Genomic DNA, 14558 nt, shown 5'->3' with positions numbered 1-14558 from the left:
GTCGTGGTCCTAGCTGGGCACGACCTGGGGCACCGCGGTGACCGTGCCGTCGGGCAGCGAGCCGTGGTAGGTGACGTCGATGCCCCGCTGCTGCGCCGCGCGGACGATGCCGGGCACGGCGCGTTCGGCCAGCGCGGCGATGGTGAGGGCCGGGTTGACGGTGAGCGCGCCCGGCACCGCCGAGCCGTCGGTGACGAAGATGCCGGGGTGCTGCCGCAGCTCGTGCCGGTCGTCGAGGGCCGACGTCGCCGGGTCGTCGCCGATCCGGCAGGACGACAGCGGGTGCACCGTGTACGCGCCGACCACGTCGTTGGTCCACGGCATCACCCGGGCCAGCCCGTCGCGCTCCAGGATGTCCCGGGCGTCCGCGTCGGCGGCGGCCCAGCCCCGCAGCGTGTTGGCGGTGGGCCGGTAACGCAACGGGCCCCGGCCGAGCATCTGCTGGGAGATGCGGTCGGCGTTGCCGGTCGCTGGCGGCGGCCCGAAGACGCCCTCGTTGTCGTCCTCCGACATCGTGAACAGCGTCAGCCACGACTGCCAGCGGCGCAGCATCTCCTTCTTCTCCAGGCCGAACCAGCTCGGGCCCTGCGCGTCGGGCACCTGGGCGAGGATCGTGCCCAGCCCCAGCGGGAAGAAGAGCTGCTCCAGCGAGTACCGCTCGTACTCGGGCAGGTCGGGGTCGAGCCGGTCCCAGGTCGCCACCGTCGGCCCGCGGCCGATCTGGTTGGCGTCGTAGCCCTTTCCGTTGGGGCGGCTGAGCCCGAGCACCTCCCGGACCCGGTCGTCGTCGAAGACGGCCGTGTTGAGCCGCTCGCCGTTGCCGGAGAAGTACCGGCCGACGGCGGGGGGCATCGTGCCCAGCGTGGGCTCCGAGCGTTGCAGGATCACCGGGGTGGCCCCGGCCCCGGCCGCCACGATGACGATCTTGGCGTCGATCGTCCCGCTGTCATGCAGGATCCGGTAGTCCTCCGCGTCGACGATGCGGTAGTGCACCCGGTACCCGCCGTCCTCGGTGCGGGAGAGGTGCTGCACCTCGTGCAACGGCCGGATCTCGGCGCCGTGCGCCAGGGCGGCCGGCAGGTAGTTGAGCAGCAGGGAGCGCTTCGCGTCGAAGCGGCACCCGGCCATCATCCAGTTGCAGTTGGTGCACTTGTCGACGTCCACGGCGGAGGGCACCGGGTTGGCGGTGCGTCCGGCGTGCGCGCAGGCCGCCGCGAAGAGGCCGCCGGCGTACGGCACCTTGTCCCAGCTCTGCATCGTCACCGGCAGCGACTCGCAGACCCGGTCGTACCACGGGTCGAGCGTGGCGCGGGTGATGGCCGCCGGCCACATCCGGCGGCCGATGCTGCCCTGCCGCTCGAAGACGAACTGCGGCGCGCGCGGCATGGTGGCGAAGTAGACGACGCTGCCACCGCCGACGCAGTTGCCGCCGAGCACGCTCATCCCGTCGCCGACGGTGAAGTCGAAGATCCGGGTGTACGACGAGCCGAGCTTGAAGTCGTGGTCGAACTCCTCGCTGGACAGCCACGGTCCGCGCTCCAGGACCACCACCCGCGCCCCGCCCGCGGCCAGGTGGTAGGCCGGGATCGCGCCGCCGAAGCCGCTGCCGATCACCACGACGTCGGTGCTTGCGCTACTGGTCATGCCGGGCTCCCTGTGGGGGTGGTGTGTGGGTGCAGTCGCGACAGCGGGCGTCCGTACGAGTACTCGGGGAACCGCCACAGCCCGTCGTCGTCGGGCTGGGTGATGCGAATCGCCAGCAGCCCCGGATGCCCGGCGGCGAGCGCGTCGAGCGTGTTCATGTGGGCGGCGCTGTCGTAGGCCATGTTGCTGAACAGGGCGAGCCCCACCCACATCTCCTTCTCCGGGTTGTCCGGGGCGAGCAGGTGGCTCAGCAGCGCGGTGCGGTGGTCGAACGCCAGCGCGACGAAGGGCGGCACCGCCGGGTCGAGGGCCAGGCCGTTCGCCTCGGCGTACCCGGTCGCGTGCGCGTTGAGGGCCTCACTGAGCGTCCCCAGCATCAGCGACAACCCGCCGGCCGGGTCCTCCATCAGGGCCAGCGCCCCGCACTCGACGGCGCCGCCGTCGGTCGAGACGCCGGCGATCGCCCGGTCGTCGGCGGACCGCTTCGCCCCGGGGATGATGGTGTCGGCGAACGCTTCCAGCGTCAGCACGCGTGCCTGCTGCTCCTCGGGTGTTTCCGGTTGCACGGCGGCTACCTCCTTCTGGGGCGGGCGCGTCGGTTACCGGTCCCGCCAGGGCGTTTTCGGGCAGCCTTGACCACCGCCCGCTAGGGCGACGGATGCAAGGGATGAATTGGTGGTCGCCCGGAAATGCTTTCCGTGCGGCGTGGACGGTGCGCGAAGTTCTGCATCATCGTGGCTACCGACGCAGGTGGGACGCATCTTCTGTTTTGCTGAGGCCGATGTCCCGACGGCCGGGACGATTGGCGTGGAAATTGCGTACGGCGGCGGGCGCGCAATTTCCGCGCCCCGTTCCACGCGGCCGGCGCCGACCGCTCCGTGCGGCGGACACGGCGGGCTGTCCCGGGCGGCGGACACCGCGGCCCGGCCGCGGCGAACGGTGGGGCCGGGCCCGGTGCCCGGCCACGCGCCCTGTCCTCGCGGCGCGTCCCGTTCTCGCGAGCGGCACGATCTGGGAGCCGGTGCGGTGTGCCCTGGCCGGCGCGTTGCGGCGGCGTGGTCCGCGCGGGCGGGCGGCCCGCGCAGCGCAGTCCGGCCGGGTCGGGGCGGGGGTCAGGCCGGTTCGGTGGCGCGGCGCGGCGGGGCGGTCGCCGGGAGCGCGGCGCGCCCGGCCTGCCGGCGGCTCAGCCGCCCGGTCCGGTGCAGCCAGCGCACGGTGTCGGTCAGGGTCTCGTCCAGCGACCGGCTCGCCGACCCGAGCAGATCCTCGGTGGGCGTGCCGTCCATCGGGCGGGCCGTGGCGCACAGGTAGATGGCGCCGTGCTCGGCGGGCAGGTGCACGGGCGAGAGCCGCTGCGCCGCGCTGACCAGGTGGCCCATCGGCAGCAGGGCCGGGGCCGGCAGCCGGAGGGTGGGCAGGGCCCGCCCGGTGACCCGGCGCAGCGCGTCGACGAACTCCCGCGTCGTGACGTACCGGCCGGGGGCCGGGAAGCGGCGGGGGCCGCGCCCCGGTTCGAGCACCGCCGCGTGCAGCCGGGCCACGTCCCGCACGTCCCCGACGGGGAAGCCGCCGGTCGGCCACAGCGGCATCAACCCGCGCAGCACGTTGCGTACCCGGGTCGTCTGGTCGCCCAGGTGCGGGTCGTCGGGCCCGAGCGAGGCCAGCGGATAGGTGATGACCACCGGCGCCCCGTCGTCCTGGTGCCGGCGCGCCACGTGCTCGGCGGCGGCCTTGCTGCTCAGGTACGCCTCCCGGGGCGCGCCCACCGGGGAGTCGACGGTCAGCGGCGACCCCGTGGCCGGCAGCAGCGCGCCGAAGGTGGAGACGTGCACGATCGGGTCGAGGCCCGCCGCCCGTGCCGCCCCGAGCACCACCTCGGTGCCGCGGAGGTTGACCGCCCGCATCCGCGCCCGGTCCCGCGAGTCGAAGCTGTACACGCCGGCGGCGTGCAGCGCGGCGGCACAGCCGTCGGCGGCCCGGGTCACGTCGGCGGGGTCGGTGACGTCACCGGTGACCAGCTCCACGCGCCCGGCGTCGGCGCCCAGCGCCGCCAGCACCCGCCGGGCGCGGGCCGGGTCGCGCACGAGCAGCCGGACCCGGTGCCCGGCGTCGAGGAGGGCCGCCGTCGAGTGGGAGCCGATGAATCCGGTGCCACCGGTTACCAGGACCAGCATCGCGACTCCCGCGGGTGGGGGACTGGGTCGTGGCCCATCATGGGCGGGCGCCGCCGGGCCCTCCTTCTCCCAGGGTGCTCAACCGGCGTCGATGGCGTTGCCTGCGCCCCCGGACTCCCAATACTGGCATTGCCGCAGTCGTGGGAGCCGTCGTCGTGACCGTCTGGCGGGGCGGCGCAGAGCAGGAGGCAGATCATGATCGCTCGTCGGGTGGCCTCGTCGGTGGTCCAGCGCCAGGTCAACTACGTCACGCCGGTGCCGCAGGGGTCCGCGCGGGGCCTGGTGGACGCCGTCTACCGGCAGGTCGCGCAGGAGATGCAGCTGGTGGTGCCGCCGGCGCAGCTGCACTCCCCGTCGCCGGAGGTGCTGGCGGCGTACTGGATGGTGATGCGGGAGCCGCTGCTGCCGACGGAGAACGTGGACCGGGCGACCAAGGAGGCGGTGGCCGCCGCGGTGTCCGTGGCGAACATCTGCCCGTACTGCGTGGACATGCACAGCGTCGGGCTCTACGAGCTCTCCACGGAGCACGACGCGGAGGCGATCGTGGCCGACCGGCTCACCGAGATCGCCGACCGGCGCATCCGGGTGGCGGCGGAGTGGGGCCGTACGGCACACCAGCCGCAGACCTCGCGGCCGGTCCTGCCGTTTCCGGAGCGGGACCGCCCGGAGCTGGTCGGCGTGGTGGTGGGCTTCCACTACATCGCCCGCGTGGTCAACGTGTTCCTCTCCAACTTCCTGCTCCCGCCGGGGCTGACGCCGCGGGCGCGCCGGCGCCTGAAGCGGGGCATCGGCTGGGTGTTGCAGGGGACGCTGCGCGACGCCCGCGAGCCGGGCCGCTCGGTGGAGCTGCTGCCGCCGGCGCCGCTGCCGGCGGAGGCCGCCTGGGCGGCGGGCAGCCCGCACGTGGCCGGGGCGATGGCCCGCGCCTACGCGGCGTTCGAGGCGGCCGGCGAGCGGGCCGTTCCGCCGGCGGTCCGGGAGCTGGTCGCGGAACGCCTCGACGACTGGCGGGGTGAGGAGACCGGCCTCAGTCGACAGTGGTGCGAGCGGCTGATCGCGCCGCTGCCCGAGGCGCAGCGGGCCGCCGGCCGCCTGGCCCTGCTGACCGTGTTCGCCTCCTACCAGGTCGACGAGGAGGTGGTCACGGAGTTCCGCCGCCACCAGCCGGGCGACGCGGCCCTGGTCGACGCGGTGGCCTGGGCCAGCTTCGCGGCGGCCCGCCGGGTCGGCACCTGGTACGCCCCCGCCGGCTCGCCCGAGCCGGTCTGACGGATCCCCGACCCGAACTGCGCAACATTGGAGACGTGACGGCGTGTCGGAGCCGACACGCTGGGTGAGGGGCGTGGTGTCTCTCGCGCCCGTGACCCTTCCAAGGAGGAAACGTGACCAGCTACCAGGCGACCCTGCCCGGAGCTTCCGGGCGTTGGGCGACACTCAACGGCGCACACCATCGGGCGGCCCTGAACGCCTTTCTCGTGATCGTGCTCGCGCACTGGGCCGAGCACCTGGTGCAGGCGTACCAGATCTGGGGCCTGGGCTGGTCGCGGCCCGAGGCCCGCGGGGTGCTCGGCATGCCGTTCCCGTGGCTGGTCAGCTCGGAGTGGCTGCACTACGGCTACGCCATCGTGATGCTCGTCGGGCTGTGGATGCTGCGCCCCGGCTTCGTCGGGCGCAGCCGGAGCTGGTGGACCGCCGCCCTGGCGATCCAGTTCTGGCACCACATCGAGCACCTGCTGCTGCTGTTGCAGGCGCAGACCGGCCGGCACCTGTTCGACAGCCCCGTGCCCACCAGCCTGCTCCAGGTCGTGATCCCCCGGGTCGAGCTGCACCTGTTCTACAACACGGTCGTCTTCGTGCCGATGGTGATCGCGATGTACCTGCACCTGCGGCCCTCCCCGGCGGAGGCGGAGCTGATGTCGTGCAGCTGCCGGCAGCCCGAGGTCGCGGCCCAGCCGTCATGACCACCGTGGACGGCGCCCGTCCGCCGGCACCGCCCACGTCCGTCGGGGCGGTGCAGCGGGCGGCCATCGCCGTCGCGGTCGGCATCGTGCTGTCGATCGTGGCGCTGCTGGCCTTCGGCACTCCGGCCGAGAGCCGGAGGTTCATGCTGAACCCGGGCGACGGGTCGGTCGTCGGGGTCGCGCCCGCCGAGGTGACGCTCACGCTCGGCGGCGCCGAGTCGGCCGAGAACGTGCACCTGGCCGTCACCGGACCGACCGGGGCGGTCGTCTCGATCGGGAAGGCGGCCGTCCGCGACGGCCGCCTGGCCGTGCGGGTACGCGACGCCGGGCCGGGCGCGTACCGCGTGGCCTACCGGGCCCTGTTGCCCGACGGCCGACAGGTCGCCGGGCTGGCCGGCTTCACGGTGACCCCCGGCGCCGTTCCGGCCGGGCCCGTCGCCGCGCCGATCGGGGACGAGGCCGCGAACGCCAGCCACGACCACGCCCGGATCGACGGCATCAACGGCGTGCTCCTCCTGCTCGACCTGGGCCTCGTCGCGGTGGCCCTGCTGCTGATGTTCCTCCGTCCGCAGCGGGGAAGGGGGCCCGTCACCGGCCCGTGACCCGCCCACCGCGCGGCCCCGCCCGTCGCGGCGGATGAGCGCACAGCAGAAGACGCGGCCCCGGCCGGCGCGGCGTGACGATGAAGTCACCCGCCGGCCGGGGCCGGCGTCGTCGTAACGACAGGGGGATCTGCCATGCCGACGGTACTGGGCTCCATGCGTCGACTGCTGATGGCGCCGACGCTCGCGGAGGTGACCTTCGCGCGTCGGGGCTTCCCCGGCCCCGCCACGGAGGTCACCCGCCGGCTGGAGGCGGTTCCGCAGTCGGTCGTCTGCGGATTCGAGTGGGGCATCGACACCCGCGACCCGTGGGAGCTGGAACGCCGGCTCGCGCTCGTCGACCGGGAACTGCTCGGCTTCGCCTACGAGGGCGCCACGATGGCCTGCACCATCCTCGACGTGATGGGGCCAAGGCGCGGCACCCGTACCCGGGACCTGCTGCGGGGCCCCGGCGCGCCGCACCTCTTCCTCGCCTACATCGGCATCGGCTTCGCGATGGCACGCCTGCCGCGGCCCCTCTGGCGGCACGTCGTGCCGGACCTCACCGGCTCCCCGTACCACCCGACGATGACCTGGCTGGCCGTGGACGGCTACGGGTTCGACCGCGCCTACTTCCACCTCGACCGCTGGGTGACCCGGCAGGAGCGGCTGGCGGCGTACCCGTGGCAGGGCCACGGGGACTACTTCCTCCGGGCCACGGACCAGGGCCTCGGCCGGGCACTGTGGTTCATCCACGGCGCCCGCACCGCCGACGTGGCCGGGGCCGTGCGGGCCTTCGCCGCCGACCGGCACGGCGACCTGTGGAGCGGGGTGGGGCTCGCCGCCACCTTCGCCGGCGGCGCCGACGCCGAGGCGCTCGCCGCGCTGCGCACCGACGCCGGCCCGTGCGCGCCGGACCTGGCCCAGGGCGCGGTCTTCGCCGCCAAGGCCCGCAGCCACGCCGGGCACGTGCCGGCGCACAGCGAGGCGGCGATGCACGCGCTCGGCGGCCGGTCCGTGGCCGCCGCCGCGGCGCTCGCCGACGACGTGGCGGTCCGCGCGGAGCCGGCCGGGCCGGTGCCCGCGTACGAGGTGTGGCGGCGCAACGTCCGCGCGCACTTCGAGCCGGCCGGCATCAACCACGGTCGCTGAGAACCGCCCGCGTCGTCCCCCGGACGGTCGCCGTGCCGTCGCGTGTCGACGGTGCACGTGAATGTTCCGCCTAGTTGCGACGAGTGCGCAAGGTTGAAGAAATCAATCCTTCCCGCGCTTGCCATCATCGAAATGGATGTCCATCCCCGGTAAACGGAAACACCGACCCTTTGGGGGAACGTGCCATGCAGAGCCTGCGTGATCTGCGGCGCAGAATCCTGACGCCAAATATCTCCGAGACGAAAATGGACGTGCGCGGATTCCACGTGAAGAACGAGGAATCGAAGGCGCTGCTCGAAACCGTCGGCGCCTCATTCCTCGCCGGTTACGGATACGCCGCCGAGGCGCCGACGACCGAGGCGGCCGAACGCCGCCTGGAAACGGTGCCGACGCGTTTTCGTGGTTTCGCGTACGAGGGCGCCGCGATGGGCTTCGCCGTCCGGGACGCGCTGCGGCCGGGCCGCCCCCGGCACGTGCCGGGTCTGCTCGCCGGTCGGGGCGACGCGCACGTCTACATGGCGTACGTCGGCGTGGGCTGGGCGATGGCCCGGTTGCCCCGGATCCGCTGGGGCCAGCTGTACGCCCCGGACCCGCTGCTGCGGTGGCTGGTGCTCGACGGCTACGGCTTCCACCAGGCGTACTTCCACACCGACCGGTACGTGTACGGGCAGTACCGCCACCCGCGGTTCCCGTGGCCGGCCGAGGGCCCGCGCGAGTACGCCGACCGGGTCATCGACCAGGGCATCGGGCGGGCCACCTGGTTCGTCGGCGGCACCGACGTGGACCGGGTGACGGAGATCTTCGCCGCGTTCCCCGCGCACCGGCGGGCCGACCTGTACGCCGGGGCGGGCCTCGCCGCCACCTACGCCGGGGGAGCCACCGAGGCGGACCTGCACCGGTTCCGCGACCGGGCCGGCGACTACCGGGTGGACCTCGCCCAGGGCAGCGCCTTCGCGGCCGGGGCCCGGGTACGCGCCGGTCTGGTCGTCCCGCACAACGAGGTCGCCACGCAGGTGTTCTGCGGCATGTCCACCGCCGAGGCGTCGAAGGTGACCGACGTGACCCTGCCCAGCGGGCAGGACGGCGACACGCCCGCCTACGAGCGGTGGCGCCAGGCCATCGCCGCCGAGTTCGAGGGGCGGTGCTGACCGTGGCGCCCCACCCAGCGGCCCGTCCCGCGCCCCGGCGGTCCACCACCGCACGCAACGAAGGAGAGACCTCGTGACAAGGATCGCTGTCGTGGGGATGGCGTGCCGCTACCCGGACGCCACGTCGCCCCGTGAACTGTGGGAGAACGCCCTCGCCGGGCGGCGGGCCTTCCGCCGGCTGCCCGACGTGCGGATGAGTCTGGACGACTACTGGGATCCGGACCCGGCCACGCCCGACCGCTTCTACGCCCGCAACGCGGCGGTCATCGAGGGCTACGAGTTCGACCGCATCGCCTACAAGATCGCCGGCAGCACCTACCGCTCCACCGACCTCACCCACTGGCTCGCCCTCGACATGGCGGCCATGGCGCTGGCCGACGCCGGGTTCCCGATGGGGGAGGGACTGCCCCGCGAGCGCACCGGCGTGGTCGTCGGCAACACGCTGACCGGCGAGTTCTCCCGGGCCAACCAGCTGCGGCTGCGCTGGCCCTACGTGCGCCGCATGGTCGCCGCCGCGCTCAAGGAGCAGGACTGGGACGACGACCAGCTCACCACGTTCCTCGACGACTTCGAGGCGACCTTCAAGGGCCCGTTCCCGGAGGTCGACGAGGACACCCTCGCGGGCGGCCTGTCCAACACCATCGCCGGGCGCATCTGCAACCACTTCGATTTCAAGGGCGGCGGCTACACCGTCGACGGCGCCTGCTCCTCGTCGCTGCTCTCCGTCGCCACCGCGTGCAAGACCCTCTCCGACGGCGAGGTCGACGTGGCGGTCGCCGGCGGGGTCGACCTCTCCATCGACCCCTTCGAGATCATCGGCTTCGCCAAGACCGGCGCGCTGGCGCGCGGCGAGATGCGGGTCTACGACCGCGGCTCGAACGGCTTCTGGCCCGGCGAGGGCTGCGGCATGGTGGTCCTGATGCGCGAGGCCGAGGCCCGCCAGGCGGGGCACCGCATCTACGCCACCATCGCGGGCTGGGGCATCTCCTCCGACGGCAAGGGCGGCATCACCCGGCCCGAGGTCGCCGGCTACCAGCTCGCCCTGCGCCGGGCGTACGACCGGGCCGGCTTCGGCATCGAGACCGTCGGGCTCTTCGAGGGCCACGGCACCGGCACGCAGGTGGGCGACGCCACCGAGCTCCAGGCCCTGTCCCTGGCCCGGCGCACCGCCGACGAGAACGCCGCCCAGGCCGCGATCAGCTCGATCAAGGGCATGATCGGGCACACCAAGGCGGCGGCCGGCGTCGCCGGCCTGATCAAGGCCGCGATGGCCGTCCACCACGAGGTCCTGCCGCCCACCATCGGCTGCGTCGACCCGCACGAGATCCTCACCGCCGAGCAGTCCGCGCTGCGGGCCCTGCGCAAGGCCGAGGCGTGGCCGCGCGGCCTGCCGGTGCGCGCCGGCATCACGGCGATGGGCTTCGGCGGCATCAACACCCACATCGTGCTGGAGAACGGGCAGCCGCGTCGCTCGTCCCGGCTGGACAGCCGCTTCCGCAACCTCGCCGCCTCGATGCAGGACGTGGAGCTGCTGCTCGTCGACGGGGGCAGCCCGCAGGAGCTGCGCGAGCGGTTGCAGCGTCTCGTCGAGTTCGTGCCCACGGTGTCGTACGCCCAGCTGGGCGACCTCGCCGCCACCCTGCACCGGGAACTGCGCGACCTGCCGTACCGGGCGGGCGTGGTGGTCTCCTCGCCGGAGGACGGCGAGCGGCAGCTGCGCCGGATCTGCGACGCCCTCGACGCCGGCGAGGTACGTCTGTTCTCCTCCGACGGCCGCTGCTTCCTGGGCCACGTGAGCGGCCCGGGCCGCATCGGCTTCCTCTTCCCCGGGCAGGGGTCCGGCAAGGGCACCTCGGGTGGCGCGCTGCGCCGCCGCTTCGCCGACGTGGAGGAGGTGTACCAGCGGGCGGCGCTGCCGAGCAGCGGCGACATGGTCGCCACCGCGGTGGCCCAGCCGCGGATCGTCACCGGTTCGCTCGCCGGCCTGCGGGCGCTGTCGCTGCTCAACCTCGACGCGACGGTCGCCGTCGGGCACAGCCTCGGCGAGATCGCCGCCCTGCACTGGGCCGGCGTGCTCGACGAGGAGGCCCTGCTCCGGGTCGCCGGCGTGCGCGGCCGGACGATGGGGGAGCACAGCGCCTCCGGCACGATGGCCAACATCGGCGCCCCGCCCGAGCGGGTGGCCGGGCTGATCGCCGGCCTGTCCGTGGTGATCGCCGCGTACAACGGGCCGGAGCAGACCGTGATCGCCGGCTCGGAGGCCGCGGTGGAGGACGCCTGCGAGCGGGCCCGCTCCGCCGGCCTGCGGACCACGCGGCTGTCGGTGTCCCACGCGTTCCACTCCCCGCTGGTCGAGCCGGCCGCGGACGCCTTCCTCGGCGCGCTGGCGGGGGAGCGGTTCGGATCCGTCACCCGGCGGGTCGTCTCCACCGTCACCGGCGAACCGCTCGCCCACGACACCGACGTCTCCGCCCTCCTGCACCGCCAGATCACCGACCCGGTGCTGTTCAGCCAGGCCGTGGCCCTCGCCGCCAAGGAGGTCGACCTCTTCGTCGAGGTCGGCCCGGGGCAGGTGCTCTCCGGCCTCGCGGCGGCCAGCACCGACCTGCCGGCGGTGGCGCTCAACACCGACGACGAGTCGCTGGCGGGCCTGCTGCGGGTCGCGGCGGCCGCGTACGTCGTCGGCGCCGGCGGCGTGGAGGGCACCCTCTTCCACGACCGGCTGGTCCGGCCGCTCGAGGTGGGCCAGAACTTCCGCTTCTTCGCCAGCCCCTGCGAGTCCGCCCCGGTGGTGAGCCTGCCCAAGGGCGCCGGCGTCCGGGCGGCGGTCCCGTCGACGGCGAACGGGCAGCGGCCGGAGTCGGAGCAGCCGGCCGGCGAGTCGAGCCTGCAACTGCTGCGCCGGCTGGCCGCCGAGCGGGCGGAGCTGCCGCTGGAGATGGTGCACGACGGCAGCCAGCTCCTCGACGACCTCCACCTCAGCTCGATCACCGTCGGCCAGCTGGTCAACCAGGCGGCGCAGCAGCTCGGCGTGCCGGCCGCGCAGACTCCCACCAACTTCGCGACGGCCACCGTCGGGCAGCTCGCCGAGGCACTGGAGCAGCTCGCCCGGACCGGTCGGGACACCGACGCGGCCGGCCCGGCCATCGTGCACGGCGTCGCAGACTGGTGCCGGGCCTGGTCGGTGGACCTCGACGAGGCGCCGGCCCCGGTCGCCGCCCGGGCCGGGGCCGACGGAGCCTGGCAGCTGTTCGCCCCCGCCGGTCACCCGCTCGCCGAGCCGCTGCGCGCGGCCCTGCAGACCGCCGGCCTCGGCGCGGGCGTGCTGGTGTGCCTGCCGGAGCGGTGCGCCGAGGCCGATCTCGAACTGGCCCTGCGCGGCGCGCAGGCGGCGACGGCCGCCGCCCCCGGCACCCGCTTCGTCCTCGTCCAGCAGGGACCGGGCGGGGCCGGGCTGGCCAAGACGCTACGGCTGGAGGCGCCGCAGCTGCGCACCACCATCGTGCACACCCCGCCGGTGCCGGAGGCCGTGGCCCGGGTGACGGCGGAGGTCGGCGCCACGGACGGGTTCGCCGAGGTCCGCTACGACGCCGCCGGGCGGCGCCGGGTGCCGACCCTGCGCGGGCTGCCGGTGCGGCCCGCCGAGACGCGGCAGCCGCTGGGCGCCGAGGACCTGCTGCTGGTCACCGGCGGCGGCAAGGGCATCACCGCGGAGTGCGCCCTGGCCATGGCCGTCGACAGCGGCGCCGGCCTGGCCGTGCTGGGCCGCTCCGATCCCGCCCAGGACGACGAGCTGGCCGCGAACCTCAAGCGGATGGCGGACGCCGGCGTACGGGTGCGCTACGCCCGGGCCGACGTCTCCGACCCGGAGCAGGTGCGGCAGGCCGTCGACGGGCTCGTCGCCGAGCTGGGACCGGTCACGGCGGTGCTGCACGGCGCGGGCCGCAACGAGCCGGCGGCGTTGACCGGCCTCACCATGGACGCGTTCCGCCGCACGTTCGCGCCGAAGGTCGACGGCCTGCGCGCCGTGCTCGACGCGGTCGACCCCGACCGGCTGCGCCTGCTGGTGACGTTCGGCAGCATCATCGGCCGGGCGGGCCTGCGCGGCGAGGCGCACTACGCCACGGCCAACGACTGGCTGGCCGAGTTGACCGTCGACTTCGGCCGGCGTCACCCGAACTGCCGCAGCCTCTGCCTGGAGTGGTCGGTCTGGTCCGGCGTCGGCATGGGTGAGCGGCTGTCCGTGGTCGAGGCGCTGACCCGCGACGGCATCACCCCGGTCACCCCCGACCAGGGCGTGCAGATGCTCCGGCGCCTGCTCGCCGACCCGCAGGCACCGTCGGTGGTGGTGGTCAGCGGGCGTACGGAGGGCATCGACACGGTCCGGATGGACCGTCCGGAGCTGCCGCTGCTGCGGTTCGTGGACCGCCCGCTCGTGCGCTACCACGGCGTCGAGCTGGTCACCGAGGCCGAGCTCAAGCCGGTCACCGACCTCTACCTGGACCACCACCGGCTGGACGGCAACCTGCTGTTCCCGGCGGTGTTCGGCATGGAGGCGATGGCCCAGGTCGCCGCGGCGGTGACCGGACGCGACGACACGCCGGTGGTCGAGCGGGCTGAGTTCCTGCGGCCCATCGTGGTGCCGCCGGAGGGCAGCACCACCATCCGGATCGCCACCCTCGTGGTCGACGACGACGTCGTGGACGCGGTCATCTACAGCGCGGAGACGGAGTTCAGCGCGGCGCACTTCCGGGCGCGGCTGCACTTCACCGGCACGCGACCGCCGGCGGGCCCGCCCGAGCAGGTGCCCGCCGGGCTGCCGGCGGTGCCGCTGGAGCCCGCCACCGACCTGTACGGCGACATCCTGTTCCAGGGTGGACGGTTCCAGCGGCTGCGCCGCTACCACCGGTCGGCCGCCCGGCACGTCGACGCCGACGTCGTCACGGCTCCGCAGACGCGCTGGTTCGCCGACTACCTGCCGGACGCCCTGCTCCTCGGCGACCCCGGCGTGCGGGACGCCCTCATGCACGGCAACCAGGTCTGCGTTCCCGACGCGACGCTGCTGCCGGCCGGGATCGAGCGGCTGCACCCGGCGGGGACCCGCCTGACCGAGGCGGAGGAGCTCCGCTACTGCGCCGAGGAGCGCAGCCGCGACGGCGACACCTACGTCTACGACATCGCGCTGCGCTCCGCCGACGGTGCGGTCGTGGAGCGGTGGGAGGGCCTGCGGCTGCGGGCGGTACGCAAGAAGGACGGCCGCGGCCCGTGGGTCGCGCCGCTGCTCGGCTCCTACCTGGAGCGGGCGGTCGGCGACCTGGTCGGCGGCGACGTCGCCGTCGCGGTGGAGCCGACCCCGACGGAGCAGGGCGGGCGCGGCGAGCCGTCCGGGCAGGGCACGCCGGACGAGACCCGTCGGCGGCGGGCCCGGACCGCGGTGGCCGCCGGCCGGGCCGCGGGCGGGCCGGTCGAGGTCGCGTACCGGCCGGACGGCCGCCCCGAGCTGGCCGACGGGCGGTCCCTCTCCGCCGCGCACGCCGAGGACCTGACGCTGTGCGTGGTGGGGACCGGGCCGCTGGCCTGCGACGTCGAGGCGGTACGCGCCCGGGAGGAGTCGGTCTGGCAGGGCCTGCTCGGCGCACACGTCGACCTCGCCCGGCTTTGCGCCGCCGACGGCGGGGAGTCCCTGGACGCGGCGGCCACGCGGGTGTGGGCGGCGATCGAGTGCCTGCGCAAGGCGGGGCTCTCGCACCGGGCGCCGCTGGCCGCGGTGCCCTCGGACCGGGCCGGCTGGCTGGTCTTCGCCTCCGGCGACCTGCGGATCGCCACGCTCGTCACGACCGTGCGGGACCTGCCCCAGCCGATGGCGTTCGCGATCCTCACGGAAGGACGGGCCTAGGC

The 14558-nt window shown here is 74.6% G+C and carries 9 protein-coding genes; 6 read left to right on the top strand and 3 right to left on the bottom strand.

Annotated elements, in window-relative coordinates; all coding sequences use genetic code 11:
* Nucleotides 1-9: 9 nt before the first annotated feature.
* The 3 genes from OG989_RS25835 to OG989_RS25825 form a co-directional block, all read right to left on the bottom strand.
* Nucleotides 10-1644, bottom strand: coding sequence for an FAD-dependent oxidoreductase (locus OG989_RS25835; RefSeq protein ID WP_132238204.1), 1635 nt, complete (start codon nucleotides 1642-1644; stop codon nucleotides 10-12).
* Entirely contained in the window at nucleotides 1641-2210 is a 570-nt protein-coding gene (locus OG989_RS25830; protein WP_151456143.1) for a DUF5987 family protein, read from the bottom strand. The genes OG989_RS25835 and OG989_RS25830 overlap by 4 nt, the downstream gene beginning before the upstream one ends.
* Before the next feature lie 546 nt (nucleotides 2211-2756).
* Complete coding sequence (locus OG989_RS25825; protein ID WP_327028750.1) at nucleotides 2757-3818, bottom strand: SDR family NAD(P)-dependent oxidoreductase; 1062 nt, start codon at nucleotides 3816-3818, stop codon at nucleotides 2757-2759.
* A 195-nt stretch (nucleotides 3819-4013) separates the two neighbouring features.
* Between OG989_RS25825 and OG989_RS25820 the strand changes: the two genes are divergently transcribed.
* The 6 genes from OG989_RS25820 to OG989_RS25795 all read left to right on the top strand — a co-directional run bounded on the left by OG989_RS25820 (nucleotide 4014) and on the right by OG989_RS25795 (nucleotide 14556).
* Nucleotides 4014-5087 (top strand): carboxymuconolactone decarboxylase family protein, encoded by a 1074-nt coding sequence (locus tag OG989_RS25820; RefSeq protein WP_151453275.1) that lies wholly within the window; start codon nucleotides 4014-4016, stop codon nucleotides 5085-5087.
* 113 nt (nucleotides 5088-5200) lie between these two features.
* A complete protein-coding gene (locus OG989_RS25815; RefSeq protein ID WP_225852009.1) occupies nucleotides 5201-5779 on the top strand; it encodes a hypothetical protein in 579 nt (192 codons plus the stop codon).
* Complete coding sequence (locus OG989_RS25810; protein ID WP_151453274.1) at nucleotides 5776-6381, top strand: copper resistance CopC family protein; 606 nt, start codon at nucleotides 5776-5778, stop codon at nucleotides 6379-6381. Before OG989_RS25815 ends, OG989_RS25810 begins: the two co-directional genes overlap by 4 nt.
* 135 nt (nucleotides 6382-6516) lie before the next feature.
* Nucleotides 6517-7512 (top strand): DUF1702 family protein, encoded by a 996-nt coding sequence (locus OG989_RS25805; protein ID WP_151453273.1) that lies wholly within the window; start codon nucleotides 6517-6519, stop codon nucleotides 7510-7512.
* A 185-nt stretch (nucleotides 7513-7697) separates the two neighbouring features.
* A complete protein-coding gene (locus tag OG989_RS25800) occupies nucleotides 7698-8660 on the top strand; it encodes a DUF1702 family protein (RefSeq protein WP_327028749.1) in 963 nt (320 codons plus the stop codon).
* Between the two features lie 73 nt (nucleotides 8661-8733).
* Nucleotides 8734-14556, top strand: coding sequence for a type I polyketide synthase (locus OG989_RS25795; RefSeq protein ID WP_327028748.1), 5823 nt, complete (start codon nucleotides 8734-8736; stop codon nucleotides 14554-14556).
* The last annotated feature ends 2 nt before the right edge of the window (nucleotides 14557-14558 follow it).

The sequence above is a fragment of the Micromonospora sp. NBC_01740 genome, from assembly GCF_035920365.1.
In the GTDB taxonomy this organism is placed as follows: Bacteria; Actinomycetota; Actinomycetes; order Mycobacteriales; family Micromonosporaceae; genus Micromonospora; species Micromonospora reichwaldensis.
The sequence above is the reverse complement of the archived record's forward strand: the minus strand, read 5'-3'. Positions and strand labels throughout refer to the sequence as shown.